Origin of the sequence: Rahnella sp. Larv3_ips (assembly GCF_003697865.1) — a bacterium.
Lineage (GTDB): Bacteria > Pseudomonadota > Gammaproteobacteria > Enterobacterales > Enterobacteriaceae > Rahnella > Rahnella rivi.
Genome location: NZ_MJIB01000005.1, coordinates 398,696 through 425,366, shown reverse-complemented (window position 1 = coordinate 425,366; position 26,671 = coordinate 398,696). Strand labels below are relative to the sequence as shown.

Below are 26,671 nucleotides of genomic sequence, written 5' to 3'. Positions count from 1 at the left end.
GGAGAATTATTCTTCCAGTATTGGTTGCGGCGCGTCGTCCGGTATTTTTACGTGAACCTGAATGATACGGCGGCTGTCTGCCATCGCAACCTTGAACAGGTAACCGTCAATTTCAATGCTTTCACCACGGGCCGGTAAATGGCCGAAGGACTGCATGACCAGACCACCAATAGTATCAACTTCGTCGTCACTGTAATTTGTCTGGAACACTTCATTGAAGTCTTCAATCGGCGCGAGGGCGCGAACAGTATACGTGTGACGGCTGAGCTGGCGGATATCCAGATCTTCCGCTTCGTCGTACTCATCATCGATTTCGCCGACAATCAGTTCGAGGATATCTTCGATGGTCACCAGACCGGAAACGCCGCCGAATTCATCAACGACAATCGCCATATGATAACGCTGGGAGCGGAATTCTTTCAGCATGCGGTCGACGCGTTTGCTCTCAGGAACGACCACGGCGGTTCTCAGCACTTTATCGATGCTGAATGGCTCAGACGTTGTGCGCATAAACGGCAGCAAGTCTTTGGCCATCAGGATGCCTTCAATGTGATCCTTATCTTCGCTGATCACCGGGAAGCGTGAGTGGGCAGATTCGATGATGACATCGAGGCACTCTTCCAGCGGTTGATTGCGTTTAAGCGTGATCATTTGAGAACGGGGGATCATGATGTCCCGGACGCGCTGCTCGGCGATATCCATCACGCCTTCCAGCATGTCACGGGTATCGGGGTCGATCAGATCGTTTTGTTCTGAATCACGGATCAGCTCAACCAAATCGCCACGGTTTTTAGGTTCACCGTGAAAAAGTTGGCTAAGGATAAGGGAAAAGAAGCCCTTCTTGGGACTGGGGCTGTCACTATTTTGTGAATGGTCATCGCTCATGGCGTTTGGTTTGTTTTACTCGTGTTAGTGAAAAATATTTAGCTCGCTTAGTAAACGCCGATGGAAAGGAGAACTCTCCTTTCCATCGGGTTGCTATAGACAGAACTAATCTCAGTTATCTTCTTTCTCTGAAATATACGGGTCCGGATAACCCAGCCCCTGCATGATCTCAGTTTCAATCGATTCCATTTCTTCGGCTTCTTCGTCAACGATATGGTCATACCCCAGCAAATGCAAACTGCCGTGAATAACCATATGTGCCCAGTGTGCCAGCAACTCTTTTTCCTGCTCTTTGGCTTCCTTCTCGACGACCTGACGACAAATGATCAAATCGCCCAGCAGCGGCATTTCCATGCCCGGAGGAGCTTCGAACGGGAAGGATAACACGTTGGTCGGTTTATCCATGCCACGATACGTCATATTAAGTTCATGGCTTTCAGGGATATCGACCAGACGGATGGTGACTTCTGATTCTTCCTGAAACTGTGGAAGCACGGCTTCCAGCCATGTCTGAAAGTCATTTTCTGACGGTAAACCTGCTGTCTCTTCACAGGCAATTTGTAGATCGAGGATTACCGTATTCATTGACTGACCTGTTGGGATGAAATGTGTTCATGTTTACGCTCTGCGGTAATCGCATCGCGGCGTTTCTGATCTTCTTCTTCCCAGGCTTCGTACGCGACAACGATACGCGCCACGACAGGGTGGCGAACCACGTCTTCACTGTGGAAAAAGTTAAAGCTTAACTCTTCAACCGACGACAGTACCTCAATGGCGTGGCGCAGACCGGATTTCTGATGGCGCGGTAAGTCAATTTGCGTCACGTCGCCGGTGATCACCGCTTTGGAGTTGAAACCAATGCGGGTCAGGAACATCTTCATCTGTTCAATAGAGGTGTTCTGGCTTTCGTCGAGAATAATAAAGGCGTCATTGAGTGTCCGGCCACGCATGTAGGCCAGCGGGGCGACTTCAATCACGTTGCGCTCAATCAGCTTTTCGACTTTCTCGAAACCAAGCATTTCGAACAGTGCGTCATACAACGGGCGCAGGTACGGGTCAACTTTCTGGCTGAGATCGCCAGGCAGGAAGCCCAGTTTTTCACCGGCTTCTACTGCCGGGCGGGTCAGAAGAATGCGACGCACTTCCTGACGCTCCAGCGCATCAACGGCAGCGGCCACCGCCAGATAGGTTTTACCCGTACCCGCCGGACCGATACCAAAGGTGATGTCGTGATCGAAAATATTGGCGATGTACTGCGCCTGATTCGGCGTACGCGGTTTCACCATCCCACGTTTGGTTTTGATGATGACCGATTTGCCATAGTCAGGCACGCTTTCTGCGGTTTGCTCCAGCACGCGGCTTTCTTTAATGGCCAGATGGATTTTCTCAGGATCGATATCCTGAGTTTCACCACGCACCGGTGCCGTGTCGACGTATAAGTCACGCAGGATATCTGCCGCTGCGGCGACGGCCAGGCTTTTACCGACCAGTTTAAATGCGTTATCACGACGGTTGATTTCCACGCCCAACCGGCGTTCCAGTTGTTTGATGTTGTCATCAAACGGCCCGCACAGGCTCATCAGGCGCTGATTGTCTTCAGGCTCCAGTAAAATCTCTTGTGTTACAACGTTCAAACGAATCCTCTGGGCCACTTTGGACCTGTTGCGATTTTACCCGGCTGCGAACTGCTGACAGCCGTTAACCATACCTGAGTTAATAATACATCCCCTTGGCAAAATATGCTGCGCTGCGGCACGCGTTGCAGGGACCTTCATTCGAATATGCGGCCTGTCGCGAAAAATTAAACCCTTCTGACGGCCGTAATGTGGAAATTCTTAAATGAAAACAGGACGCCAAAGCGCCCTGTGCAGGTTTTTTAATGCATTACTTTGATGATTCAGGGTTGATACATTCCAACGCCTAATTCGTTTTCTTTACGCGTACGGGCGATCACAGATTGCGGCGATTCATGCAGGCGCAGCGCCATTTGCTCTTCGGTCCGCACGACTACGCCACGCAACGAGTTGGTATACACATCGACGATTTCCACGTCGACAAATTTACCAATCATGTCGGGGGTGCCTTCAAAGTTAACCACGCGGTTACACTCCGTGCGCCCGGTCAGCTCCATAATATCCTTACGCGATGTTCCTTCGACCAGAATACGCTGAACCGTGCCGAGCGTGGCGCGACTAAAGCGCATGACCTGCTGCGTAATTCTGTCCTGCAACAGCGCCAGACGCTGTTTCTTCTCGTCCATTGCGACATCATCGACCATGTCTGCTGCGGGGGTGCCGGGGCGTGGTGAGTAGATGAAGCTGAAGCTAACGTCGTAATTGACCTGTGCAATCAGGTCCATGGTGCGTTCGAAATCATCGTGGGTTTCGCCAGGGAAGCCGATAATGAAGTCAGAACTGAAATGGATATCCGGACGTGCAGCGCGTAATTTGCGGATGGTCGATTTGTATTCCAGCACCGTATGGGGGCGTTTCATCATGGTCAGGATGCGGTCTGAACCGCTCTGAATTGGCAGATGCAGGAAGCTCACCAGCTCCGGCGTATCTTTATACACCTCAATGATATCGTCAGTGAATTCAACCGGATGGCTGGTGGTAAAGCGAATGCGGTCAATGCCGTCAATCGCGGCAACCAGACGCAGCAATTCTGCAAACGTACAGATCCCACCTTCAAACGCTTCGCCGCGATAGGCGTTCACATTCTGCCCGAGCAGATTAACTTCACGTACGCCTTGCGCCGCCAGTTGCGCGACTTCAAACAGAACGTCATCACAAGGACGGCTGACTTCCTCGCCACGGGTGTAAGGCACGACGCAGAAACTGCAATATTTATTGCACCCTTCCATAATAGAGACGAACGCTGTTGGGCCATCGGCACGGGGCTCAGGTAAACGGTCGAATTTTTCGATTTCCGGGAAGCTGATGTCCACGACAGGGCTGTGCGTTCCGCGCACATGATTCACCATTTCCGGCAGGCGGTGCAGGGTCTGCGGGCCGAAGACGATATCCACGCACGGCGCGCGCTTACGCAGCAATTCACCTTCCTGAGAGGCCACGCAGCCGCCGACACCAATAATCACATCCGGGTTTTTCTTTTTGAGTAATTTCCAGTGGCCGAGCAGGCTGAACACTTTCTCCTGAGCTTTTTCCCTGATTGAACAGGTGTTGAGCAGGAGAATATCCGCCTCTTCAGCATTATCCGTCAGCTGATAACCGTGGGTGCTTTCGAGAAGGTCTGCCATTTTGGATGAATCGTATTCATTCATCTGGCAGCCCCAGGTTTTAATGTGCAGTTTTTTAGTCATCAGCGTGTCAGTACTCAATACGGAGGAAAAAACGGATGTTTGGCAATGCCGCAATGCATAGCGCAGTTCAGGGGAACTATTGTAAACCCTCACTCCGGTGGTGACCAGTGCAGGAAAGCAGCTTAGGTTCTGATGCAGACACAAAAATCCGGTACACTTTGCTCAATGAACTGAATAAAAAGCCGGAATAAAATGAATAATCCTGAGAAGTTATTTGATGCAGTGATTGTCGGTGGCGGGATGGTGGGGGCTGCGGCGGCGCTTGGTCTGGCACAGCAGGGCCTGCAGGTGGCATTGATCGAGAATGAAGAGCCTGCCGGATTTGATCCTTCAGCACCGGCTGATTTACGCATCTCCGCCATTGGCTGTGCATCTGCACGTTTTTTACAGAAACTGGGTGCGTGGCATGCCGTTGAAAAAATGCGTTCAGTGCCTTACCGCCGCCTGGAAACCTGGGAGGTCGATGGCTCCGAAGTGAAGTTTGATGCGCAGTCCCTCGGGTTGCCGGAGCTCGGGTTCATGGTAGAAAACCGTGTGCTTCAGCTTGCTCTGTGGCAGCAGTTTGATGCCTGTCCGAATCTTGCCCGTTTTTGCCCGGCAAAATTGCGCCATCTCTTAAAGCATGACGACAATACCTGGTCGCTTCAGCTCACCACCGGTGAGCTGCTGCATACGCAGCTGGTGATTGCTGCTGACGGGGCAAACTCGCTGGTGCGTCAGCTCGCAGGGATTGGCGTGGATGGCTGGCAGTATCGTCAGAACTGCATGCTGATTAATGTCGAAACACAAACGCCGGATCAGGATGTCACATGGCAGCAATTCTTTCCGTCAGGTCCGCGGGCTTTCCTGCCACTGTTTGGGCATCAGGCCTCGCTGGTCTGGTACGACAGCCCGCAGCGTATCCGTTATTTGCAAACGCTGAACATGAAACAGCTGACCACAGAAATTATGCAGGCCTTTCCGGCGCGGCTTGGAAAGGTTCAGGCGCTGTCTGCCGGGGCATTCCCATTGGTTCGCCGCCATGCCCAGCGCTATGTCTTACCGGGGTTAGCCCTGGTCGGTGACGCAGCGCATACCATCAACCCGCTAGCCGGGCAGGGCGTGAATCTGGGCTATCGTGACGTTGAGTCGTTATTATCCGTGCTGGAAAAAGCGCGTGATCATGATGAAGCCTGGAGCAGCGAAAAGGTGTTGTTGCGTTATCAGCGTCAGCGACGTCTGGATAATTTGCTGATGCAAAGTGGAATGGATTTGTTCTACACCGCGTTTAGCAATGATTTGGCGCCAGTGAAAGCCTTGCGTAATCTGGCGCTGATGACTGCTGAGCGCGCCGGTGGCCTGAAGACGAAAGCATTGAAATACGCACTGGGGATCTGACGATCAGAAGGCTGGCAGAATGTCCTCTGCCAGCTAAAACATGGCAGAAAAATAACGCTCAGAAATGCAAAAGGCCCGCAAAATAATTTGCGGGCCTTTCTAATGTGGCTGGGGTGCCAGGATTCGAACCTGGGTATGCTGGTATCAGAAACCAGAGCCTTACCGCTTGGCGACACCCCAATGGTGTTTCTTACTGCTTTCTACAATTGAACTCTTTAATAAGAATGCTCAGTTGTAAAATGGTGGCTACGACGGGATTTGAACCTGTGACCCCATCATTATGAGTGATGTGCTCTAACCAGCTGAGCTACGTAGCCAAATTTTACTGATTTACTTCAAAACTTCAAGCACTAATTTAACTAACTTAATAATAAATTTCAAGTGCTTACCAGCAAAAAGAAGAAGTATGGCTGGGGTACCTGGATTCGAACCAGGGTATGCTGGTATCAAAAACCAGTGCCTTACCGCTTGGCGATACCCCAACAGTACAACAACTTCAAACTGGGTTTTCTCTGCTGACACATCAATGACATGACAATAAAGAAATGGCTGGGGTACCAGGATTCGAACCTGGGAATGCTGGTATCAAAAACCAGTGCCTTACCGCTTGGCGATACCCCAACTGTGCTACCGATGTCCGGAAATGGTGCGGGAGGCGAGACTTGAACTCGCACACCTTGCGGCGCTAGAACCTAAATCTAGTGCGTCTACCAATTTCGCCACTCCCGCAAAAAAGATGGTGGCTACGACGGGATTCGAACCTGTGACCCCATCATTATGAGTGATGTGCTCTAACCAACTGAGCTACGTAGCCATCTTTTTTCGCGCTACCTTCATCGGCGTTGCGGGGCGCATTATGCGTATATGACCGTTTTGCGTCAACACCTTTTTTGGAGAAAAAGCGTTGATGGCGTTCATTTGTCTGGCTTATAACCACTCTGGTGATTAATTGGGCAAAAGACATTATTTTTACTGGCTTTACCCATAAAAAAATGGGCCAAAAGTGGCCCATTAATGAAGGGAAGAGTAACCCTGAAATCGATTATTTGTAGGCAGACTGGTGTACGCCCACCGCACGGCCAGAAGGATCGTCCATGTTTTTGAACGCTTCATCCCACTCGATGGCTTTCGCAGAAGAACAGGCCACTGAAGGGCCGCCAGGCACGCATTCTGCCGCGCTTGGAACCGGGAATAACTCTTCAAAAATCGTACGGTACAGGTAGCCTTCTTTCGAGGTCGGCGTGTTGTACGGGAAACGGAAATGTGCAGTTTCGAGTTGTTGATCGGTGATCTGCTGAGCAGCCACTTCTTTTAACGTATCGATCCAGCTGTAGCCCACACCATCAGAGAATTGCTCTTTCTGACGCCATGCAACGCTGTGTGGTAAATAGGACTCGAAACATTCACGCAGGATATGTTTCTCCATTTTACCGTTGCCGCACATCTTGTCTTTCGGGTTCAGGCGCATTGCCACGTCGAGGAATTTTTTGTCCAGGAACGGTACGCGGGCTTCAACGCCCCAGGCAGACATCGCTTTGTTGGCGCGGGCACAATCATACATATGCAGGGCCAGCAGTTTACGCACGGTTTCTTCGTGGAATTCTTTGGCGTTTGGTGCTTTATGGAAGTAAAGGTATCCGCCCAAGACTTCGTCTGCGCCTTCACCCGACAGCACCATTTTAATGCCCATCGCTTTGATTTTACGCGACATTAAGTACATCGGCGTCGAAGCACGAATGGTGGTGACGTCATAGGTTTCGATGTGATAAATCACGTCGCGAATTGCATCCAGCCCTTCCTGCACGGTGAAATGAATTTCATGGTGCACGGTGCCCAAATGCGTTGCCACTTCTTTGGCTGCGCGTAAATCGGGTGAACCTTCCAGTCCGACAGCAAAGGAGTGCAGTTGCGGCCACCAGGCTTCGCTTTGATCTTTGTCTTCGATACGACGACCGGCAAATTTCTTAGTAATCGCAGAAATGACGGAGGAATCAAGACCACCGGACAGCAGCACGCCGTAAGGCACGTCAGACATCAGGTGACTTTTTACAGACTCTTCCAGCGCATCTTTCAATGCTTTGGCATCCGTAACGTTGTCTTTGACGTTGTCATAATCGAACCAGTCGCGATGATAATATTCGCGGATCTCACCGTCCTGGCTCCACAGGAAGCTGCCCGCCGGGAATTCTTTGATCGTGCGGCAAACCGGCACCAGCGCTTTCATTTCTGACGCCACATACATGTTGCCGTTTTCGTCATAACCCATGTACAGCGGGATGATGCCCAGATGATCGCGGCCAATCAGGTAAGCGTCTTTTTCTGTGTCATAGAGAATAAAGGCGAACATACCTTGCAGGTCATCGAGGAAGTCATGACCTTTTTCCTGATACAGCGCCAAAATCACTTCGCAGTCTGAAGCTGTCTGGAATTCATACTTGTCGCCTAACTCAGCGCGCAAAGCTTGGTGGTTGTAGATTTCGCCGTTTACAGCCAGAACGTGGGTGTGTGCTGCGTTGTACAGAGGCTGTGCACCGTTGTTGACGTCGACAATGGACAGACGCTCATGCGATAAAATCGCTTTATCGCTGGCAAATACGCCGGACCAGTCGGGTCCGCGGTGGCGCATCAGGCGCGAAAGTTCCAGCGCTTTTTTGCGCAGCTCGACGGAGTCAGTTTTGATATCGAGCACACCGAAAATTGAACACATAAGTCTTTCTCCCTAACGTTTCTCTGGCTGTCATTTTTATGAGGGTCAACGTTGCCGGTCTTTCTGTTTGAGTCTGGCGATGTTGCGTTGCTGACTATGAAAATGCGTCAAAACCCCCATCCTGTGCAAGCGGTTTAATGCTCTTCTGACAAATAGTCTGTTAACAGGTGCAGATCTTTAGCGGATTATTAGTTTTAAGATGTTTTTATTGATGAATCATCAATTTTATCGCGAAATATTGACGGGCATGCAAAAAATGAGAAAAGAGGAGATAAAACAAGCAACAAGACAAAAAAAAACGAGCCATAACAAAAGTCAGGGCTCGCTTTCAGAGACTTAAAGGACGTCGTTAAATGATATCGATATCAGCGACAGAAGGATAAATCCAGGTCGGACGGAACGGCATGCCTTCGATGTCATTGAGTGTTGAAACGCCGGAGAGCACCAGAATAGTCTCCAGACCGGCCTGGAAGCCTGCCAGAATGTCGGTTCGCAGATTGTCACCCACAATCACCGTGCCATCGGAGTGCGCCTGCATTTTGTTGAGCGCTGAGCGAATGATCCACGGGCTCGGTTTACCGACATAAAAGGGTTTGCGGCCAGTGATTTTTTCGATGGGCGCGCACAGCGCACCGCAGGCCGGGGTAAATCCGTGGCCGTGGTTATCCGGATTGGTGGCAATAAAGCGTGCGCCGTTCGCAACGAAGAACGCCGCTTTATGGATCATATCCCAGTTGTAAGAGCGGGTTTCGCCGACGATCACAAAATCAGGATTGATGTCAGTAATGGTGAAACCGGCTTTATACAGTTCGTGGATCAGCGCACCTTCGCCGACCACGTAGGCTTTTTTGCCTTCCTGACGTTTCAGGAAATCTGCGGTCGCCATGGCGGAGGTAAAGAAAGCGCTTTCCGGCACGTCAAGACCGGCCGCACTGAAGCGATTTGCCAGATCCTGCGCGGTCTGAGAAGGGTAGTTGGTGAGAATGACCAGAGGCATTCCCTGTTCCTGAATACGGGCGAGAAAACGATCGGCGCCGGGTACTGCGGTATTGTCGTGCAACAGCACGCCATCAATGTCACAGATAACATTCTTTATAGTCATGATTTCCAAACCCACTTTTCCAGCTCCATTTCTGGCAGCCAACAACTATAGCACGTCTTAATTTTCCAGCAGACGCTGCAAAAGAACGCCATTGAGCATGGCGCGTTTGACCAGTGCAAAAGCGCCAATCGCCGACTGATGATTCAGCGCCGACGTCACCACCGGCAGGTTGCGGCGAAAATCTTTCAGAACCTGCGCATTAATGCAGTTTTGAATCGCAGGCAGCAGGACTTTATCGGCCTCAGTAATTTCACCGGCAATCACCACTTTTTGCGGATTAAACAGGTTGATGGCAATCGACACGGCTTTTCCCAGCTGACGACCTACGTGGTCGATCACTTCCGTCGCGAGGGCATCGTGGCGGTTTGCCGCTTTGCAAATAGCGGAAATCGAACAGTCATTGAGGCTGAGTTTGCTGGCATAGCCTTGTGTGAGCAGATGACGCACGCGATTTTCGATGGCCGCGTTGGCAGCAACGGTTTCCAGACAGCCAAAATTCCCGCAATGGCAGCGTTCACCCAACGGGTCGATCTGAATGTGGCCGATCTCGCCCACATTTCCGTTACTGCCCAGAAAAATCTGCCCGTTAACAATAATTCCCGCGCCGGTACCGCGGTGCAAACGAACTAAAATGGAGTCCTGACAGTCGCGGGTTGCACCGAAATAGTGCTCAGCGAGCGCCAGACTGCGGATATCGTGGCCGACAAAACTGGTGACTTTGAAGCGGGCTTCGAGCGCGTCCACTAATTTCCAAGCGCCGACGCTGATATGCGGCATGTAACGCACGATACCTTTGTTTGGATCAACCAGGCCGGGAAGGATGACGGAAATCGCAATCAGCTCGCGGATTTTGCGCTGGTTCAGCTCGATAAATTGCGAGATCGCCTCAAAGAGCGCGTTCTCAAGGGTTTCCTGAGTGCGTTCCGGCAGGGCGTAATGCTGTTCGGCCAGTGATTTGGCGCTGAGATCGTAGAGCGTAATCGTCGCATCGTGGCGACCAAGGCGTACGGCGATGGTATGAAAAGGGCGGGTTTCGGTGATGATCGAAATCGCGCGACGGCCCCCGGTGGACGCCTGTTGTTCCACCTCTTTTATGAGGCCACGCTCGAGTAACTGTCGGGTGATTTTGGTCACACTGGCGGGCGCAAGCTGGCTCACGTCGGCAATCTGAATGCGCGAAATGGGCCCCTGTTGATCAATCAGGCGGTAAACCGCCGCGCCGTTTAACTGCTTAACCAGATCAACGTTGCCGATTTGTGCCTGCTGTCCGCCAGTTGTCATCAATGCTGTTATCCGCTCAATTAAACTTCGTCACCGTTAACGATAGTTTTTGTGATTTTAAAATCATGAGTGAACGCGGTGAGGTTGGCGACTTTGCCTGCTTCGATGCTGCCTAACTGGTCGTCGAAACCGATAGCGCGTGCCGGATAAAGTGACGCCATACGCAGCGTTTCATCCAGTGCGATGCCAACATGTTCGACGCTGTTCTGTACCGCTTCGATCATGGTCAGGGCAGAGCCGCTCAGTGTTCCGTTCTCGTCCACACAGAGTCCATCACGGTAGTATATTGTTTTACCGGCAAAAATGAACTCATCAATGTTGGCACCTGCTGGCGCAGTGGCATCTGTGACCAGCACCAGCTTGTCACCTTTGAGCTTTTTCGCGTTGCGGATATTCGCCCAGTCAACGTGCAAACCGTCAGCAATCACGCCAGTATAGACTTCAGGTGTATCGAAAATTGCACCAATCAGGCCAGGCTGGCGGCCGGTAATGGCAGGCATTGCATTATAAAGGTGCGTGGCGAAGGAGATACCGGCGGCGAAACCGGTGCGCGCCTGCTCATACGTTGAATTGGAATGTCCGGCGGACACCACAATCCCTGCATCACGCAGCTGGCGAATGTATTTTGCATCGACCTGTTCAGGTGCCAGCGTCAGTTGAGTAATCACTTCGGCATTTGCACACAGGAAATCAATCATTGCGCTGTCTGGCAGGCGGATAAAGGCCGGATTATGGGTGCCTTTTTTCTCCGGGCTGAGATAAGGCCCTTCAAGGTGCAGACCCAGTGCCTGATTGGGGTATTTTTCCAGATAAGTGCGCATCACGCTGATACCGTGTTTCATGTAGTCATCGCTACAGGTGATCAGCGTCGGTAAGAAACTGGTACAGCCAGATTTTTCGTTGGCTTTCTGCATGATCTCTAACGTTTCTACGGAAATGGCTTCCAGAGAATCGTTGAACTGCACGCCGCCACAGCCGTTAAGCTGCAGGTCGATAAATCCGGGAGCAAGAATGGCACCGTCCAGATCGCGGGTTTCCACATTTTCTGGCAGCTCGCTGAGCGGGCAGACACGTTCGATTTTGCCGTCAGCAATCACGACCGCGTGGTTATCCAGAACGTCATGACCGGTATAGATCCGGCCGTTAATCAATGCGTACATCATGCCCCCTAGTACGTTTGCCCTGCTCCAGTCGCGCGGCCGCTGCGGTGCTGCAACGCGACTGGCTTCGGGCATAATGTTTAGTTAAAGATTTTTCATATTTTCCGCTTCTAACTCGCGGAAATATTTAACAGTTTTGACTTTCAGTTCCATGGTGGACGGCTCGTCACACACCATAACGGCTTTCGCGTGCAGTTGCAGGCAGCTGATGGTCCACATGTGGTTAATGTTACCTTCAACAGCGGCTTCAAGCGCCTGCGCCTTCGCGTGGCCGGTCACCAGGATCATCACTTCTTCCGCATCCAGCAGTGTACCTACGCCAACGGTCAGGGCGTATTTTGGCACCTGAGACACGTCGTTGTCGAAGAAACGGGAGTTCGCAATGCGGGTTTCATGAGTCAGCGTCTTGATACGCGTGCGGGATGCCAGTGAAGAAGCCGGTTCGTTAAACGCGATATGGCCATCATTGCCTACGCCGCCCATGAACAGGTTAATTTTGCCGTAGGATTTAATTTTTTCTTCGTACTTGCGGCATTCTTCATCGATATCTGGCGCATTACCATTCAGCAGATTGATATTTTCACTTGGAATATCAACGTGATCAAAGAAGTTTTTGTACATGAAGGTATGATAGCTCTCAGGGTGTTCCTGCGGCAGGCCAACATATTCATCCATGTTAAAGGTCACGACGTTTTTGAAGCTAACCTGGCCTGCTTTATGCATAGCGATAAGGTGTTTGTAAGCTTCAAGCGGGGTACCACCGGTAGGAAGACCGAGAATGAAAGGGCGCTCAGCAGTAGGTTTGAAGGCATTGATGCGCTCAACGATATGGCGCGCAGCCCATTTGCCGACTTCAGTGGTGGTATTTAAAGGAATAAGTCTCATCACGTACCTCTTGATTTCAGAATATTGAATATACTGTTCATACCCTTAGTCGAAACTGAAGACCTTGGGACATGTGTAGACAAAACAAAAGCAAAAGTTCTTCGGTTCAAAGGCGGTCTTGTTAAGCGTAAACCACCGTGAAAGTTTATGGCTGGCACAATACCGTCTAGATTTTTTTAATAATAAAATAAGTTTTGTGTGTTGACCAGTCTGATGGCATGTTATCACCTCTTTTTGGTGACAATTATCACAAAAAGAGAGGTTTTAATTTGCGATACGAAATAATCTTTTTACACTCGCAGAGCAGTTGGTTAAATCGGAACGGTAAACAGTAAAGGTAGTAACCATACTAATTAAACTACTTAGGTGATTCGCCTGACGGCGGATAGGGGGAAATGTGAATATTCTTGGATTCTTTCAGCGTTTAGGCAGAGCGCTACAGCTGCCGATAGCCGTACTGCCGGTCGCTGCGTTATTGCTGCGCTTCGGTCAGCCTGATCTTCTTAACATGCCTTTCATCGCGCAAGCCGGTGGCGGGATTTTCGATAACCTGGCGCTCATTTTCGCCATCGGTGTGGCGTCCAGCTGGTCTAAAGACAACGCAGGTGCCGCAGCATTAGCAGGCGGCATCGGTTACTTTATCCTGACCAAAGCGATGATCACCATTAACCCGGCCGTTAACATGGGCGTGCTGGCCGGTATTATCACCGGTCTGGTGGGCGGTATGGTTTACAACCGCTGGTCTGATATCAAACTGCCTGACTTCCTGAGCTTCTTCGGTGGGAAACGTTTCGTTCCTATCGCAACCGGCTTCTTTTGTCTGGTTCTGGCCGCGATCTTCGGTTACGTCTGGCCTCCGGTGCAGGATGCTATCCGCGCCGGTGGTGAGTGGATCGTGGGCGCGGGTGCATTCGGTGCCGGTATCTTTGGTTTCGTTAACCGTCTGCTGATCCCAACTGGTCTGCATCAGGTACTGAACACCATCGCATGGTTCCAGATTGGTGACTTCACCAACGCTGCAGGCACTGTGTTCCACGGTGACATCAACCGCTTCTACGCGGGTGACGGCACGGCGGGGATGTTCATGTCCGGCTTCTTCCCAATCATGATGTTTGGTCTGCCAGGTGCAGCATTTGCGATGTACTTCGCAGCGCCTAAAGAACGTCGTCCATTGGTTGGCGGTATGCTGGTGTCCGTTGCGGTTACGGCGTTCCTGACCGGTGTCACCGAGCCGTTAGAATTCCTCTTCATGTTCCTCGCTCCGCTGCTCTATTTAGTGCACGCCATCCTGACCGGGATCAGCCTGTACGTTGCCACGGCGCTGGGTATCCATGCAGGCTTCTCTTTCTCTGCGGGTGCGATCGACTATGCGTTGATGTACAACCTGCCAGCGGCAAGTAAAAACGTCTGGATGTTGCTGGTGATGGGTGTGGTCTTCTTCATCATCTACTTCGTGTTGTTCAGCGTGATCATCCGTATGTTCAACCTGAAAACGCCGGGTCGCGAAGATGACACGGTAGACATGGGTGCACCGGAAGCCAACAGCAATACTGAAGAAGGTCTTAACCAGCTGGCGCTGAGCTACATCGGTGCGTTGGGCGGTTCTGATAACTTCAAAGGAATTGATGCGTGTATTACCCGTCTGCGTCTGAATGTAAAAGATGCGGGTACGGTTGACGATGCTGCATGTAAGCGCCTTGGTGCATCGGGTATCGTTCGTCTGAATAAACAAAGTATCCAGGTTATTGTGGGTGCAAAAGCTGAATCTCTGGCCGATGCCATGAAGAAGGTGATTGCCCGTGGTCCGGTTGCTGCCGGTGTGGCAACTGCCGCGCCAGTCGCCATGAGCAACGCTGCCCCTCAGGCCGTGCCAAACACAGTGAAAACGGTGGTTGAAACCCTGGTGTCTCCGGTCACCGGTGACATCGTGGCGCTGGATCAGGTACCTGATGAAGCCTTCGCCAGCAAAGCCGTTGGTGATGGTGTCGCCATTCGTCCTACCGGTAAAATCGTGGTATCGCCTGCTGCGGGCACTGTGGTGAAAATCTTCAACACCAATCATGCGTTCTGCCTGGAAACTGTTTCTGGCGCTGAAATCGTGGTTCACATGGGGATTGATACGGTTACGCTGAACGGTCAGGGCTTTACCCGCCTGGTCGAAGAAGGTGCCACTGTGACAGCCGGTCAGCCTGTGCTGGAACTGGATCTGGATTATCTGAATGCCAATGCGCGCTCAATGATTAGCCCGGTCGTCGTCAGCAATATCGATGATTACACCGGTGTCAGTGCACTGGCGAGCGGCTCAGTGGTCGCGGGTCAGACCAAGCTGTTCGACATTCAGGGCAAATAATTTTTTGACTGAGTGAGGCGGTGTCAGTCACCGCCGCTGCTGAAAATGTCATTACAGCGATAACAAAACGGGAAGAGAGCGATCTCTTCCCGTTTTTTATTGTTTTCGGACAGCCTGTGAGGGGATAACCACGATTTAATGCAACTAACGGTTGTTTCCCGACGTGGCTTGTTGGAACATAAGCGGTTATCCGTAGAGTCAATGTTGCGTAGAGGAATTGCACAATGAGTGAGGCTGAAGCCCGCCCAACAAATTTTATCCGTCAGATTATTGATGAAGATCTGGCGACCGGGAAACACAATACCGTTCACACCCGTTTCCCGCCTGAGCCTAATGGCTATTTGCATATCGGCCATGCAAAGTCTATCTGCCTGAACTTCGGCATTGCACAAGACTATCAGGGTCAGTGCAATCTGCGTTTTGACGATACCAACCCGGCAAAAGAAGACATCGAATTCGTTGAGTCTATCAAGCACGACGTCCAGTGGCTGGGCTTCGACTGGAGCGGTGATATCCACTACTCTTCAGACTATTTCGATCAACTGCACGCTTACGCGCTGGAATTGATCAACAAAGGTCTGGCTTACGTTGATGAACTTTCCCCCGACCAAATTCGCGAATATCGCGGTTCCCTGACTGCGCCGGGTAAAAATAGCCCGTACCGCGATCGCTCCGTGGAAGAAAACATCGCGCTGTTTGAAAAAATGCGCAACGGTGAATTCGCTGAAGGTGCGGCCTGTCTGCGTGCCAAAATCGATATGGCATCGCCATTCTTCGTGATGCGCGATCCGGTTATCTACCGTATTAAGTTCGCTGAGCATCATCAGACCGGCACAAAATGGTGCATCTACCCGATGTACGATTTCACCCACTGCATTTCCGATGCGCTGGAAGGGATCACCCATTCGTTATGTACGCTGGAATTCCAGGACAACCGCCGTCTGTATGACTGGGTGCTGGATAACATCACTATTCCATGCCATCCGCGTCAGTATGAGTTTTCCCGTCTGAATCTCGAATACTCCATCATGTCCAAGCGTAAGCTGAACCTGCTGGTGACCGAGAAGATTGTAGAAGGCTGGGACGACCCGCGTATGCCGACCGTTTCAGGTCTGCGCCGCCGTGGTTATACCGCTGCATCGATCCGTGAATTCTGTCGTCGTATTGGCGTGACCAAGCAAGACAACAACGTCGAAATGATGGCGCTGGAATCCTGCATTCGCGACGATCTGAACGAGAACGCACCGCGCGCCATGGCTGTTATCAATCCGGTTAAAGTGATCATTGAAAACTTTACCGGTGATGACGTGCAACAGGTGAAAATGCCAAACCATCCGAGCAAGCCGGAAATGGGCACCCGCGACGTGCCTTTCACCCGTGAGATTTACATCGATCAGGCTGATTTCCGCGAAGAAGCTAACAAGCAGTACAAGCGTCTGGTGCTGGGCAAAGAAGTGCGCCTGCGCAATGCGTATGTGATCAAAGCGGAACGCATTGAGAAAGATGCCGAAGGGAATATCACCACTATCTTCTGTTCTTACGATATCGACACGCTGAGCAAAGATCCTGCTGATGGCCGCAAGGTGAAAGGTGTGATCCACTGGGTTTCCGCCACTGAAGGTAAGCCAGCAGAATTCCGTCTGTATGACCGTCTGTTCAGCGTAGCGAACCCCGGTCAGGCAGAGGATTTCCTGACCACCATCAACCCGGAGTCACTGGTTATCGCTCAGGGCTTTGTAGAGCCTTCTCTGGCAGGGGCGCAGGCGGAAGTCAGCCTGCAGTTCGAACGTGAAGGTTACTTCTGTGCCGACAGCCGCTATTCCAGCGCGGAGCATCTGGTGTTTAACCGCACCGTCGGTCTGCGCGATACCTGGGAAAGCAAACCCGTCGTCTGATTGAAGTAAGACTTATTTTTAACGCAGCTTCGGCTGCGTTTTTTTATGCCTTAAGCAATATCGAAATTGATTTCTGTCGCGAATTAATGTGTTTATGATGCGCACTTTTTAGCGGCTCTGATTAAATACCCCTGAAAGCTGAAACGTGTAAACCACAGACTTATCCTTTTTAGTTATTTGATTCTTAATTGTTTTCACTTTTTCCCTCGCTTAAATTCCCACAAAGTTCTTTCTGTAATACTTTTTCATCTTTATGTGCACTTTGTCATATTTCAGAGATCAATGATGAATTACTCATTGATAATTCGCGTCGCGAAAAATACTCTACCCTTGCTTTTACGGTGACGTCTCTGACGCCCGCTTTTAATACCCGTTTGGGTTTTGCAGTTACTTTTTAGTCAAAAATGAGGAATTTCTATGCACAAGCACCTTAACCGGGGCAGGGGATCGGCTTATCTGAAACCTGTGATGTATTCTCTGGCCGGCACCTTATTGGGTGGCGGATTAATGTTTTCTGAAGAGGCAAACGCGGCGGGCTTTATTGATGATTCGACGCTCACCGGTGGCGTGTATTACTGGCAGCGCGAACGTGATCGCAAAGATCTGAATAAAACCAAAGAAGAAACCCGCCCCGACGGCTCTAAAGTCACCGTCAACAACCCTGATTACGATAAATACGCCACTAACCTTTCTCATGCCACCGCCAACCTGAATCTGGATTTCTCCTCCGGTTATGCGTGGGATATGTTCGGCATCGACGTTGCAGCTTTTACGGCAATTGAAATGGCCGAAGCCAGCGACAGCGGCCACCCGAACGAAATTGCATTCTCCTCAAAAAATCACGCCTACGATGAAGATTACTCTGGCGATAAAGGCGGAGTCAGCCTGTATAAAGCTGCCGGTAAGTTCAAATACGGCGGCTTCTGGGGCCACGCGGGTTACATTCAGCCTACCGGCCAAACCCTGATTGCGCCGCACTGGAGTTTCATGCCGGGCACGTATCGCGGCGCAGAAGCCGGATATAAACATGATTTTGGCGAGCCGGGCGAACTAAGTTTCTCTTACATGTGGGCGGATGAATATAAATCACCGTGGCATCTGGAAATGGATGATTTCCGCCAGAATGACAAAAAAACCGGTGTTTCCTATATTCACTCGCTGGGCGCGAAATACGACTTCAAAAATGATCTGGTGCTCGAAGCCGCCTATGGCGAAGCGGAAAGCTACGTCGATCAGTATTTCGCTAAAGCCTCTTACAAAATGGATCTGCTGGGTAACCCGCTGACCACCAGCTACCAGTTCTACGGTGCAGAAGACCGCATCAGTGATAAAAACGATCCTAACAGTTTGTACGATGGGCTGGCATGGTTGCAGGCTCTGACGTTCGGTTATACCACCGGCCAGTTTGACTGGCGTCTGGAAGGGACGATGGTCAAGGCGGAGGGGAATCAGGGCTACTTCCTTCAGCGTATGACCCCAACGTATTCCTCATCCAATGGTCGTCTCGATGTGTGGTGGGATAACCGTTCCGACTTCAACGCCAACGGCGAAAAAGCGGTATATGCCGGTGTTTTATATGATCTGGCGAAATGGGATCTGCCGGGCTTCGCGGTCGGCGGTTCCTATGTTTATGCATGGGATGCCAAGCCAAGCACCAATGCAGTTTATGACCAAAGCCAGCGTCTGAAAGAAAGTGCGTGGAGTCTGGATGCGCTTTACACCCTTCAGGAAGGGCGCGCCAAAGGCACGTTGTTCAAATTGCATTACACCCAGTATGACAACCATTCAGATATTCCGAGCTGGGGCGGTGGTTACGGCAACATCTTCCAGGATGAAAAAGATGTGAAATTTATCGTTATCGCTCCATTCACTATTTTCTGAGGTCACTATGTCGATGAATAAATTACTGCTGATCGTGACCACGTCTTTATTGCTGGCCGGTTGTTCCCAGACGTCAGGGCAGGCTGAAGATGCCAGACTGCGCAAGGCTTACAGCGCCTGCATCAACACTGCCGAAGGCTCGCCGGACAAACTTGCATCCTGCCAGGCGGTTCTTAACGTTCTGAAGGAAGAGAAAGCTCACCAGCAGTTTGCACAACAGGAAACGGTACGCGTGCTGGATTACCAGCGCTGCCTGACGGCACGCAAAACCGGAGACGGGCAGGCTTACGCCGCCGATTGTGGAAAAATCTGGAAGGAAATTAAAGCCAATAACTCACCTGCGCCGGTGCAGTAAACCTCGTCAATCCCTGAAGGTGAGACAGAAAACCCCGGCTTGCCGGGGTTTTTTATGTCTTTCATCGCTGATAAACGGGCATAAAAAAACCGCTTTTCAGCGGTTAATTTTAGGTCGATATCAACGAGCCCGGCAGATTACTGCGCAGGTTTGTCATTGTGCAAAGAGTCATCTTCGCGGCAGTCGCCTGCTTCACAGTGGCCGTACAGGTACAGGCTGTGGTTGGTCAGTTTGATACCGTGTTTTTTAGCAATTTCGCGCTGACGACCTTCAATGTATTCGTCGCGGAATTCAATAACACGGCCACAATCTAAGCAAATCAGGTGATCGTGATGGTGTTGCTGAGTCAGTTCGAACACGGACTTGCCGCCTTCGAAGTTATGGCGGGTCACGATACCGGCGTCATCAAACTGGTTCAGAACGCGGTAAACCGTCGCCAGACCAATCTCTTCACCCATATCAATCAATTGTTTGTACAGATCTTCCGCACTAACGTGATGACCTTCCGGCGCTTGCAACACTTCCAGGATTTTAAGGCGCGGAAGCGTGACTTTTAAGCCGGCTTTCTTCAGTGCGGTGTTGTTGTCAGTCATGCGGATTCAGTCCTGTTACTATGTGCTAATCAAGTTGAGGCATGGAGCCTGTGGCATCAGCGGCACAAAATTCTTCGATTAGGATCCTTCTTTTAACGGAAGTGTGCCGATCCCCTAAACGATAGCCTGTTAATAAAGATCACTAAATGCCAGTCACATAAGACAATGCAACGACTTGATCGATAGAAAAAACAGATGAACTCAGTGTACCTTGATACCACCGAAAGTAACAATTTTGTTGTGGCTAAATTGTTAATTTCAGTAATAGTTTGGCCCTTTAATTGTAGAATAAATCCTCAGGGCCAACAGGGTTTTTAGCCAATAATTTCTGAAAGGCTCAATTCTTCAGTAATTTGCTTAACCCAGGCGTCAACGCGCTCATTGGTTAATTCCGGCTGACGGTCTTCATCAATAGCCAGTCCAATGAAATGTTTATCATCTGCCAGACCTTTGGATGCTTCGAAGTGATAGCCTTCGGTTGGCCAGTGACCCACAATCACCGCGCCGCGTGGCTCAATGATGTCGCGCACGGTGCCCAGCGCATCACAGAAATATTCTGCGTAGTCTTCCTGATCGCCGCAACCAAACAGCGCAACCAGCTTACCTTCAAAATCTATCTCTTCCAGGCTTGGGAAGAAATCGTCCCAGTCACACTGAGCTTCACCGTAATACCAGGTTGGAATACCGATCAGCAAAATATCGAATTTTTCCAGATCCTCTTTGCTGCTCTTCGCAATGTCATGCACCTCAGCAACATCTTTACCCAGTTGTTTCTGGATCATTTTTGCGATGTTTTCGGTGTTACCTGTATCGGATCCAAAGAAGATTCCTACTACGGCCATAAGATGTCTAACCTCTTGTTCTCAATGATAAGCCCTACATTGCAGGCAATAATAGTGCTGATAATAGCAAACTCGTGAGGCGGAGAATATGCTTCTGCTCGCCTTCTTAACTGACGAATAAGTTTATCGGGCAATCTTTTTAAGTGGTATCGCCTTCGTGTGCTTTTAATCCAGATAAAATCCTCAAAATTGACGGGGTTAAAAGCAAAGTGAAGAAATATATCTTAACAATACTAAATTTTAAGCACGTCCCGCCGATAGATGATGCGAGAGCAATCTCAACATAATAAAGAAATCGATGCCCGGAGAGGTGTTCAAACATGTCCTGGGGCACTTGCCTGATGGTTACTTGTCTTGATTCTCCGCATCCCCCTCAATCCTCAGACCAGAAACAGTCATGTTTCGAGAGAGGCATATCGTGCAGTTTTTAAAAAATATCACCATCAGGGCCGCGTTATTAACCATTCTTGGCGTTTTCTGCGTTATGTGGGCGGGTGTATCCCTTTACACCGTTAACTCACTGAATACGCTGACGCAAAACACCCGCAACAGTTCTGAGCTCGTCAACAATATGGCGCTGATCAGCAAAGGAAATGATCAGTATTTTCGTACCGTAACCCGCTTAAGCCGTGCGGTGTCGCAGCTTCAGGCCGATCCGACCAAAGGGCCGGAAATTTTTGATACCGCAAAACAATCCCTTGAAGCCCTGACGCAGGCGCAGGCGGATTTCAAAGCGGCCCCGCATCCGGGGCTGGAAGATTCAGCGGTTCAGGAATTACTCACCCGTTGGGAAAGTCTGATAACGCAGGGCGTGAAGCCGTTATTTGAGGCCGCCAGCAGCAAAAATATCGATGCGTACAATCAGCTGTCGCAGTCTGGCGTTCCGGCGTTAAGCCGTGATTTCGGGGCTGCCATGCAAAAAGTCAGCAGCCAGATCGCGGTGGATTTCAGCGCGGCGCAAACGGAGTCTAATCATCTGACTAATCTCAGCAAAGTGATTCAGATCACCGCGTTTGTTATTGGGCTGATTATCCTGCTGCTGACCGATCGCTATCTGGTGATGGCGTTAGTCAAACCGCTGGATAAACTCCGCGATCAGTTCGCGCTGATTGCCAGTGGTGACCTGACGCATAACATGGAAGAGTTCGGTAAAAACTGCGCCGGTAAGTTGATTCCGTTACTGAACATCATGCAGGCCAGTCTGGTGAATACCGTGCAAACCATCCGTAACTGCACGAACAATATTTACCAGGGCGCGTCTGAAATTTCTGCCGGCAATAACGATCTCTCTTCCCGTACCGAAGAGCAGGCGTCTGCGCTGGAAGAGACGGCGGCCAGCATGGAAGAGCTGACAGCCACGGTGAAACACAATGCTGACAACGCGCATCACGCCAGCCAGCTGGTGATAGAAGCCTCTACCACGGCGCAGAAGGGCGGCAGTATTGTCGCGGATGTGGTCAGCACCATGAAAGATATTTCAGGCAGCTCGAAGAAAATCGCGGAGATTACCTCGGTCATCAACAGTATCGCCTTCCAGACCAACATTCTGGCGCTGAATGCCGCGGTTGAAGCCGCCCGTGCAGGCGAACAGGGCCGCGGGTTCGCCGTGGTCGCCAGCGAAGTGCGCAATCTGGCACAGCGTAGTGCGCAGGCAGCAAAAGAGATTGAGTCGCTGATCAGCGAATCCGTTTCCCGCGTTGACAGCGGTTCCAAACTGGTCGAAAACGCCGGTCAGACCATGAATGAAGTGGTGCGTTCGATCACACACGTCACGGATATTATGGCCGAAATCGCGTCAGCATCTGATGAGCAAAGTAAAGGCATCAGCCAGGTAGCTGTGGCCGTGACGCAGATGGACAGCGTCACGCAGCAGAACGCCGCGCTGGTTGAACAGGCGTCTCAGGCCGCCGTCTCTCTGGAAGAGCAGGCTGCATTGCTGAACAACGCCGTCGCGACCTTTAAACTCAGCGACAGCGTGACGCGCGTTGGGGCAAAACCGACCGGTAAGATGCCAGCGCCGTTATTGCGACCGGACACAGGAATGATGTCGGCGAAGAGTGCTGAAAACTGGGAAACGTTCTGAGTGGGAAAAAGGAAGTTAGCCGGGAATAAGTAAGAAAAAACAAACGGGTAGCCTGAGAAGGTTACCCGTTTTCAATCAGCCTTCATGACCGTTAAGATGCGCAAGCAGCATCTCTTCAATCAATTCGCTACGACTGATATTGCGTTCTTCTGCCAGCTTATTGAGGGTATCAACAGCATCGGCGTTCATTTTCAGCTCCACGCGACGCAGACCGCTCGCTTTATCGCGGCGTAACTGATTGCGCTTGTTGATCCTGAGCTGTTCATCACGGGATAGCGGATTTGTTTTTGGACGCCCCGGACGGCGGTCATCTGCGAACAGATCAATCGTCGTGCGATCCAGTTGTTCTTTTGCCATAGGTAGCGGTACAACCAGGGAAGTTTTTACATCGGAAAACGGCAAGCCGATTCCTGACGAGCGTTTCACACATTTCGGGCTAAGAAACCCTGACCCAATTCACCTCCCGCCACTCGACCTGAGTGAAACGGGGCGGCAAAAATTATAGCGCGCAATCATACCCTAGCGCGCCTGGGGTTCACAACGCCTGATTGCCCTGATTTCATGATAACTTCTGACGTTGTGCAGACTTTTTGCACAATTTATCCCCAGGATGTTAAACCTCAGGCTGCATCGATGAAACGATGCACAGCGCGCAACACCGCCTCAGGTTTTTCCGCATGCACCCAGTGACCGGCACCGGCCACCACATGCGCTTTCGCCTGCGGGAACTGGCGGGCAATGGCGCTGCGATATTCATCCTGTACATACGGCGATAACCCGCCACGGATAAACAGCGCCGGGTGATCCCACGCCGGGACGTCTTCCCAGCCGGTAATGGTGTCGTATTGACTGAGCAACACCGGCACGTTGAAGCGCCATTCTCCCTGCGCGAACGACTTCAGCAGGAACTGGATCACACCGTCTTCCTTTATATGCTCACGCATACACTCCGTGGCGGAGGTGCGGTCGCGCAGCCCTGCTTTCGTCACTGCGTTGATCGCCGCAAAAATCTCGTCATGGCGGCGCACGTGGTAATCCACCGGCGCGACATCTATGGCAATCAGCTTTTCGATGCGATCGGGGATAAGCGCCGTCAGCGCCATGGCCGCTTTTCCGCCCATTGAATGGCCAATAACGATGATTTTTTGGAAACCGACGTCATCCAGCGTTTCCACTAAATCCTGCGCCATCGCGGCGTAAGACATCTCATCCGCGCGGCCGGACTGGCCGTGATTACGCAAATCAACCTGCAACACTCTATGCTGTTGTTTCAGGTCGCGGGCCAGAATGCCCAGATTATCAAGGGTTCCGAACAAACCGTGGATTAACAAAACCGGCAGGGCAGTGCTGCCAGCCACTTCAGGTTCTTGCAGGCGATAATGTAATTTCATGGCGAAGTTCATACAGATAAACAATCTCATTAGGTTATCATGAGTGGCGGATAATTTTTCAAAACAGAAAGTTTCTGCCAGATGCCTGAGCGGGATTTCACTATGTGGGACAGAACAGGCCGGGGCCAGCATGCAGCGAAAAGGTAATAATTCTGCTTTTTGCTTCGCGGCACAATTCCCCTGTTCGTTACTGCGTAGAAATTTGTATAATCCTTTTGAATTAAGTAGAAAAACAGTACTGGATAAAGATGAAAACTATTGAGGTTGACGAAGAACTCTACCGCTATATTGCCAGCCACACACAAGCCATCGGTGAGAGTGCGTCTGATATTTTGCGCCGCATGCTGAAATTTACTGCCGGTCAGACCTCGCCTGCCGCGCCCGCGAACACTCCTGTTATTGCCGGCACCGTGGCTGCGGGAAAACCCGCCGCTGCCGCTCCGGCACCGACGTCGCGCGATAAAGTCCGTGCCGTGCGTGAAATGCTGCTGTCTGACGAGTACGCAGAGCAGACCAAAGCGGTCAACCGGTTTATGTTGATCCTGTCTACGCTCTACAACCTTAACGCGAAAGAATTTGCTGTTGCGACCGAGTCACTGACTGGCCGCACGCGGACCTATTTTGCCGGTGACCAGCAAACGTTGCTGCAAAACGGCATTCATACCAAGCCTAAACACGTTCCCGGAACGCCGTATTGGGTTATTACAAATACCAACACAGGTCGCAAACGCAGCATGATCGAACACATCATGCAGTTCATGCAGTTCCCTGCGGAACTGACTGACAAAGTGTGCGGCACCCTCTAATTTCAGCGTCAGGGAGAAGCGCCAATGGCTAATCACCCCCGTGCAGGGCAACCTGCTCAGCAAAGCGATTTGATCAACGTGGCGCAGTTAACGTCACAGTATTACGTTCTGCAACCGGATCCGGCTAACACAGCGCATGCTGTGAAATTCGGCACATCCGGCCATCGCGGGAGTTCGTTGCGTCACAGCTTTAACGAAGCGCACATCCTGGCCATTGCTCAGGCGATTGCCGAAGTGCGTAAAGAGCAGGGCACCACCGGCCCGTGCTACGTGGGTAAAGATACCCACGCGCTGTCCGAACCGGCGTTTATTTCTGTGCTGGAAGTGCTGACGGCCAATGGCGTTGACGTCATTGTGCAGGAAGATAACGGATTCACCCCCACTCCGGCGGTGTCTCACGCGATCCTGACCCATAACCGCAAAGGCGGCGCGCTGGCTGATGGCATTGTCATCACCCCATCGCACAACCCACCGGAAGATGGCGGCATCAAATACAACCCGACCAACGGCGGCCCGGCAGATACCAATCTGACCTCCGTTATTGAGAAACGCGCCAACGCGCTGCTGGCAGCAAAACTGGCCGGTGTGAAGCGTCAGTCTCTGGATCAGGCGTGGAAAAGCGGTCATCTGGTGGCACAGGATCTGGTTCAGCCGTTTATCGAAGGGCTGACCGAGATCGTCGATATGGCCGCGATTCAGAAAGCGGGCCTGAAACTGGGCGTTGATCCGCTCGGCGGTTCCGGTATCGAATACTGGAAACGTATTGCTGAGCATTACAAACTGGATCTGACGCTGGTGAACGATGAAGTCGATCAGACTTTTCGTTTCATGCACCTCGACCACGACGGCGTGATCCGCATGGACTGTTCGTCGGAATCCGCCATGGCCGGTCTGCTGGCGCTGCGTGATAAATTCGATCTGGCTTTCGCCAATGACCCTGACTACGACCGCCACGGCATCGTGACGCCAGCCGGTCTGATGAACCCGAACCATTATCTGGCGGTGGCGATTCAGTACCTGTTCCAGCACCGTCCGCAGTGGGGCAAAGACGTTGCCGTCGGTAAAACGCTGGTATCGAGTGCGATGATCGACCGCGTGGTGGAAGATTTGGGCCGTAAACTGGTGGAAGTGCCGGTCGGTTTCAAATGGTTCGTTGATGGCCTGTTTGACGGCAGCTTCGGTTTTGGTGGCGAAGAAAGTGCAGGGGCTTCTTTCCTGCGTTTCGACGGCACTCCGTGGTCTACCGACAAAGACGGTATCATCATGTGCCTGCTGGCGGCGGAAATTACCGCCGTCACCGGCAAGAACCCGCAGGAACATTACAACGAGCTGGCTGCCCGCTTTGGCGCGCCAAGCTACAACCGTATTCAGGCACCTGCGACTCACGCGCAAAAAGCCGCGCTGTCCAAACTTTCTCCTGAACAGGTGAAAGCCGACACGCTGGCCGGTGACCCGATCACTGCCCGTCTGACCAACGCGCCGGGTAACGGCGCGTCTATCGGCGGCCTGAAAGTGATGACCAAAAACGGCTGGTTCGCGGCACGCCCGTCCGGCACAGAAGAAGCCTACAAAATCTATTGTGAAAGCTTCCTCGGTGCTGAACACCGCGAACAAATCGAGAAAGAAGCGGTAGAAATCGTCAGCAAAGTGCTCGCCGACGCCAAATAAGCCCCTTTCTTCCTCTCATCAAAAGCGCTGATTATTCAGCGCTTTTTTTTTGCCTGTCGTTCAGATACAAAAAGATATATCTAAATGC

Annotated in this window: 21 protein-coding genes and 6 tRNA genes; 8 read left to right on the top strand and 19 right to left on the bottom strand. The window is 51.3% G+C overall.

The features are described from left to right. Window positions 1-6 precede the first annotated feature (6 nt). From corC to miaB, 4 genes are all read right to left on the bottom strand, one after another. Window positions 7-885: a CNNM family magnesium/cobalt transport protein CorC gene (gene corC / locus ED901_RS10770; RefSeq protein WP_056771527.1), complete on the bottom strand. Its 879-nt coding sequence runs from the start codon at window positions 883-885 to the stop codon at window positions 7-9. 111 nt (window positions 886-996) lie between these two features. Next, a complete protein-coding gene (gene ybeY / locus ED901_RS10765) occupies window positions 997-1,470 on the bottom strand; it encodes an rRNA maturation RNase YbeY (RefSeq protein ID WP_122095877.1) in 474 nt (157 codons plus the stop codon). Continuing rightward, the gene (locus ED901_RS10760) at window positions 1,467-2,465 is read right to left on the bottom strand and encodes a PhoH family protein (RefSeq protein WP_371414304.1); all 999 of its coding nucleotides are present in this window, start codon (window positions 2,463-2,465) and stop codon (window positions 1,467-1,469) included. The genes ybeY and ED901_RS10760 overlap by 4 nt, the downstream gene beginning before the upstream one ends. Window positions 2,466-2,782: 317 nt before the next feature. Beyond that, entirely contained in the window at window positions 2,783-4,207 is a 1,425-nt protein-coding gene (gene miaB, locus ED901_RS10755; protein ID WP_056771538.1) for a tRNA (N6-isopentenyl adenosine(37)-C2)-methylthiotransferase MiaB, read from the bottom strand. Between the two features lie 192 nt (window positions 4,208-4,399). On the opposite strand from miaB, the gene ubiF reads away from it, so the two are divergent. Next, window positions 4,400-5,584, top strand: coding sequence for a 3-demethoxyubiquinol 3-hydroxylase (gene ubiF, locus ED901_RS10750; protein ID WP_122095876.1), 1,185 nt, complete (start codon window positions 4,400-4,402; stop codon window positions 5,582-5,584). A gap of 105 nt (window positions 5,585-5,689) precedes the next feature. On the opposite strand, the gene ED901_RS10745 is transcribed toward ubiF, so the two are convergent. From ED901_RS10745 to nagB, 11 genes are all read right to left on the bottom strand, one after another. Beyond that, window positions 5,690-5,764 (bottom strand) — tRNA-Gln (locus ED901_RS10745). Window positions 5,765-5,824: 60 nt separating this feature from the next. Beyond that, window positions 5,825-5,901, bottom strand: a tRNA-Met gene (locus ED901_RS10740). Window positions 5,902-5,991: 90 nt separating this feature from the next. Continuing rightward, window positions 5,992-6,066 (bottom strand) — tRNA-Gln (locus tag ED901_RS10735). Between the two features lie 64 nt (window positions 6,067-6,130). Next, window positions 6,131-6,205, bottom strand: a tRNA-Gln gene (locus ED901_RS10730). 23 nt (window positions 6,206-6,228) lie between these two features. Further along, window positions 6,229-6,313: transfer RNA gene (locus tag ED901_RS10725), tRNA-Leu, on the bottom strand. Window positions 6,314-6,321: 8 nt separating this feature from the next. After that, window positions 6,322-6,398, bottom strand: a tRNA-Met gene (locus ED901_RS10720). A 228-nt stretch (window positions 6,399-6,626) separates the two neighbouring features. Next, window positions 6,627-8,291: an asparagine synthase B gene (gene asnB / locus ED901_RS10715; RefSeq protein WP_122095875.1), complete on the bottom strand. Its 1,665-nt coding sequence runs from the start codon at window positions 8,289-8,291 to the stop codon at window positions 6,627-6,629. 349 nt (window positions 8,292-8,640) lie between these two features. Continuing rightward, window positions 8,641-9,393 (bottom strand): HAD-IIA family hydrolase, encoded by a 753-nt coding sequence (locus tag ED901_RS10710; protein WP_056772017.1) that lies wholly within the window; start codon window positions 9,391-9,393, stop codon window positions 8,641-8,643. Between the two features lie 57 nt (window positions 9,394-9,450). Next, the gene (locus ED901_RS10705; RefSeq protein ID WP_056771547.1) at window positions 9,451-10,674 is read right to left on the bottom strand and encodes an N-acetylglucosamine repressor; all 1,224 of its coding nucleotides are present in this window, start codon (window positions 10,672-10,674) and stop codon (window positions 9,451-9,453) included. A 20-nt stretch (window positions 10,675-10,694) separates the two neighbouring features. Further along, entirely contained in the window at window positions 10,695-11,834 is a 1,140-nt protein-coding gene (gene nagA, locus ED901_RS10700; protein WP_056771549.1) for an N-acetylglucosamine-6-phosphate deacetylase, read from the bottom strand. Window positions 11,835-11,918: 84 nt separating this feature from the next. Further along, window positions 11,919-12,719, bottom strand: a complete 801-nt coding sequence (gene nagB / locus ED901_RS10695) for a glucosamine-6-phosphate deaminase (protein ID WP_056771552.1) — start codon at window positions 12,717-12,719, stop codon at window positions 11,919-11,921. A gap of 397 nt (window positions 12,720-13,116) precedes the next feature. Between nagB and nagE the strand changes: the two genes are divergently transcribed. The 4 genes from nagE to chiQ all read left to right on the top strand — a co-directional run bounded on the left by nagE (window position 13,117) and on the right by chiQ (window position 19,200). Continuing rightward, a complete protein-coding gene (gene nagE, locus ED901_RS10690) occupies window positions 13,117-15,069 on the top strand; it encodes a PTS N-acetyl glucosamine transporter subunit IIABC (RefSeq protein ID WP_056771555.1) in 1,953 nt (650 codons plus the stop codon). 224 nt (window positions 15,070-15,293) lie between these two features. Beyond that, complete coding sequence (glnS, locus tag ED901_RS10685; RefSeq protein WP_122095874.1) at window positions 15,294-16,964, top strand: glutamine--tRNA ligase; 1,671 nt, start codon at window positions 15,294-15,296, stop codon at window positions 16,962-16,964. Between the two features lie 468 nt (window positions 16,965-17,432). Beyond that, window positions 17,433-18,845, top strand: coding sequence for an OprD family outer membrane porin (locus tag ED901_RS10680; protein ID WP_235533394.1), 1,413 nt, complete (start codon window positions 17,433-17,435; stop codon window positions 18,843-18,845). 13 nt (window positions 18,846-18,858) lie between these two features. Continuing rightward, window positions 18,859-19,200 carry a ChiQ/YbfN family lipoprotein gene (gene chiQ / locus ED901_RS10675; protein WP_122096114.1) on the top strand — a complete coding sequence of 114 codons (342 nt, stop codon included), beginning with the start codon at window positions 18,859-18,861 and terminating at the stop codon, window positions 19,198-19,200. A 137-nt stretch (window positions 19,201-19,337) separates the two neighbouring features. Here chiQ and fur read toward each other — a convergent pair whose 3' ends face one another. Both fur and fldA read right to left on the bottom strand, forming a co-directional pair. Beyond that, window positions 19,338-19,793 carry a ferric iron uptake transcriptional regulator gene (gene fur, locus ED901_RS10670; protein WP_013576469.1) on the bottom strand — a complete coding sequence of 152 codons (456 nt, stop codon included), beginning with the start codon at window positions 19,791-19,793 and terminating at the stop codon, window positions 19,338-19,340. Between the two features lie 314 nt (window positions 19,794-20,107). Further along, window positions 20,108-20,635: a flavodoxin FldA gene (gene fldA / locus ED901_RS10665; RefSeq protein WP_056771565.1), complete on the bottom strand. Its 528-nt coding sequence runs from the start codon at window positions 20,633-20,635 to the stop codon at window positions 20,108-20,110. Window positions 20,636-21,053: 418 nt separating this feature from the next. Here fldA and ED901_RS10660 point away from each other — a divergent pair, with 418 nt between their 5' ends. Continuing rightward, window positions 21,054-22,718: a methyl-accepting chemotaxis protein gene (locus ED901_RS10660; protein WP_122095873.1), complete on the top strand. Its 1,665-nt coding sequence runs from the start codon at window positions 21,054-21,056 to the stop codon at window positions 22,716-22,718. A 75-nt stretch (window positions 22,719-22,793) separates the two neighbouring features. Here ED901_RS10660 and ybfE read toward each other — a convergent pair whose 3' ends face one another. Both ybfE and ybfF read right to left on the bottom strand, forming a co-directional pair. Next, a complete protein-coding gene (ybfE, locus tag ED901_RS10655; protein ID WP_056772022.1) occupies window positions 22,794-23,075 on the bottom strand; it encodes a LexA regulated protein in 282 nt (93 codons plus the stop codon). A gap of 263 nt (window positions 23,076-23,338) precedes the next feature. Continuing rightward, window positions 23,339-24,121: an esterase gene (gene ybfF, locus ED901_RS10650; protein ID WP_122096113.1), complete on the bottom strand. Its 783-nt coding sequence runs from the start codon at window positions 24,119-24,121 to the stop codon at window positions 23,339-23,341. A 236-nt stretch (window positions 24,122-24,357) separates the two neighbouring features. On the opposite strand from ybfF, the gene seqA reads away from it, so the two are divergent. Continuing rightward, on the top strand, window positions 24,358-24,915 hold the full coding sequence (seqA, locus tag ED901_RS10645; protein WP_122095872.1) for a replication initiation negative regulator SeqA: 558 nt from the start codon (window positions 24,358-24,360) through the stop codon (window positions 24,913-24,915). A 24-nt stretch (window positions 24,916-24,939) separates the two neighbouring features. Continuing rightward, a complete protein-coding gene (gene pgm / locus ED901_RS10640) occupies window positions 24,940-26,583 on the top strand; it encodes a phosphoglucomutase (alpha-D-glucose-1,6-bisphosphate-dependent) (protein ID WP_056771576.1) in 1,644 nt (547 codons plus the stop codon). Window positions 26,584-26,671 lie beyond the last annotated feature (88 nt).

Excerpts from the sequence above, each read along its gene's own strand:
- corC (WP_056771527.1), bottom strand. The coding sequence starts at position 885 with ATGAGCGATGACCATTCACAAAATAGTGACAGCCCCAGTCCCAAGAAG.
- ybeY (WP_122095877.1), bottom strand. The coding sequence starts at position 1,470 with ATGAATACGGTAATCCTCGATCTACAAATTGCCTGTGAAGAGACAGCA.
- ED901_RS10760 (WP_371414304.1), bottom strand. The coding sequence starts at position 2,465 with ATGAGCCTGTGCGGGCCGTTTGATGACAACATCAAACAACTGGAACGC.
- miaB (WP_056771538.1), bottom strand. The coding sequence starts at position 4,207 with ATGACTAAAAAACTGCACATTAAAACCTGGGGCTGCCAGATGAATGAA.
- ubiF (WP_122095876.1), top strand. The coding sequence starts at position 4,400 with ATGAATAATCCTGAGAAGTTATTTGATGCAGTGATTGTCGGTGGCGGG.
- asnB (WP_122095875.1), bottom strand. The coding sequence starts at position 8,291 with ATGTGTTCAATTTTCGGTGTGCTCGATATCAAAACTGACTCCGTCGAG.
- ED901_RS10710 (WP_056772017.1), bottom strand. The coding sequence starts at position 9,393 with ATGACTATAAAGAATGTTATCTGTGACATTGATGGCGTGCTGTTGCAC.
- ED901_RS10705 (WP_056771547.1), bottom strand. The coding sequence starts at position 10,674 with ATGACAACTGGCGGACAGCAGGCACAAATCGGCAACGTTGATCTGGTT.
- nagA (WP_056771549.1), bottom strand. The coding sequence starts at position 11,834 with ATGTACGCATTGATTAACGGCCGGATCTATACCGGTCATGACGTTCTG.
- nagB (WP_056771552.1), bottom strand. The coding sequence starts at position 12,719 with ATGAGACTTATTCCTTTAAATACCACCACTGAAGTCGGCAAATGGGCT.
- glnS (WP_122095874.1), top strand. The coding sequence starts at position 15,294 with ATGAGTGAGGCTGAAGCCCGCCCAACAAATTTTATCCGTCAGATTATT.
- ED901_RS10680 (WP_235533394.1), top strand. The coding sequence starts at position 17,433 with ATGTATTCTCTGGCCGGCACCTTATTGGGTGGCGGATTAATGTTTTCT.
- chiQ (WP_122096114.1), top strand. The coding sequence starts at position 18,859 with ATGAATAAATTACTGCTGATCGTGACCACGTCTTTATTGCTGGCCGGT.
- fur (WP_013576469.1), bottom strand. The coding sequence starts at position 19,793 with ATGACTGACAACAACACCGCACTGAAGAAAGCCGGCTTAAAAGTCACG.
- fldA (WP_056771565.1), bottom strand. The coding sequence starts at position 20,635 with ATGGCCGTAGTAGGAATCTTCTTTGGATCCGATACAGGTAACACCGAA.
- ybfE (WP_056772022.1), bottom strand. The coding sequence starts at position 23,075 with ATGGCAAAAGAACAACTGGATCGCACGACGATTGATCTGTTCGCAGAT.
- ybfF (WP_122096113.1), bottom strand. The coding sequence starts at position 24,121 with ATGAACTTCGCCATGAAATTACATTATCGCCTGCAAGAACCTGAAGTG.
- seqA (WP_122095872.1), top strand. The coding sequence starts at position 24,358 with ATGAAAACTATTGAGGTTGACGAAGAACTCTACCGCTATATTGCCAGC.
- pgm (WP_056771576.1), top strand. The coding sequence starts at position 24,940 with ATGGCTAATCACCCCCGTGCAGGGCAACCTGCTCAGCAAAGCGATTTG.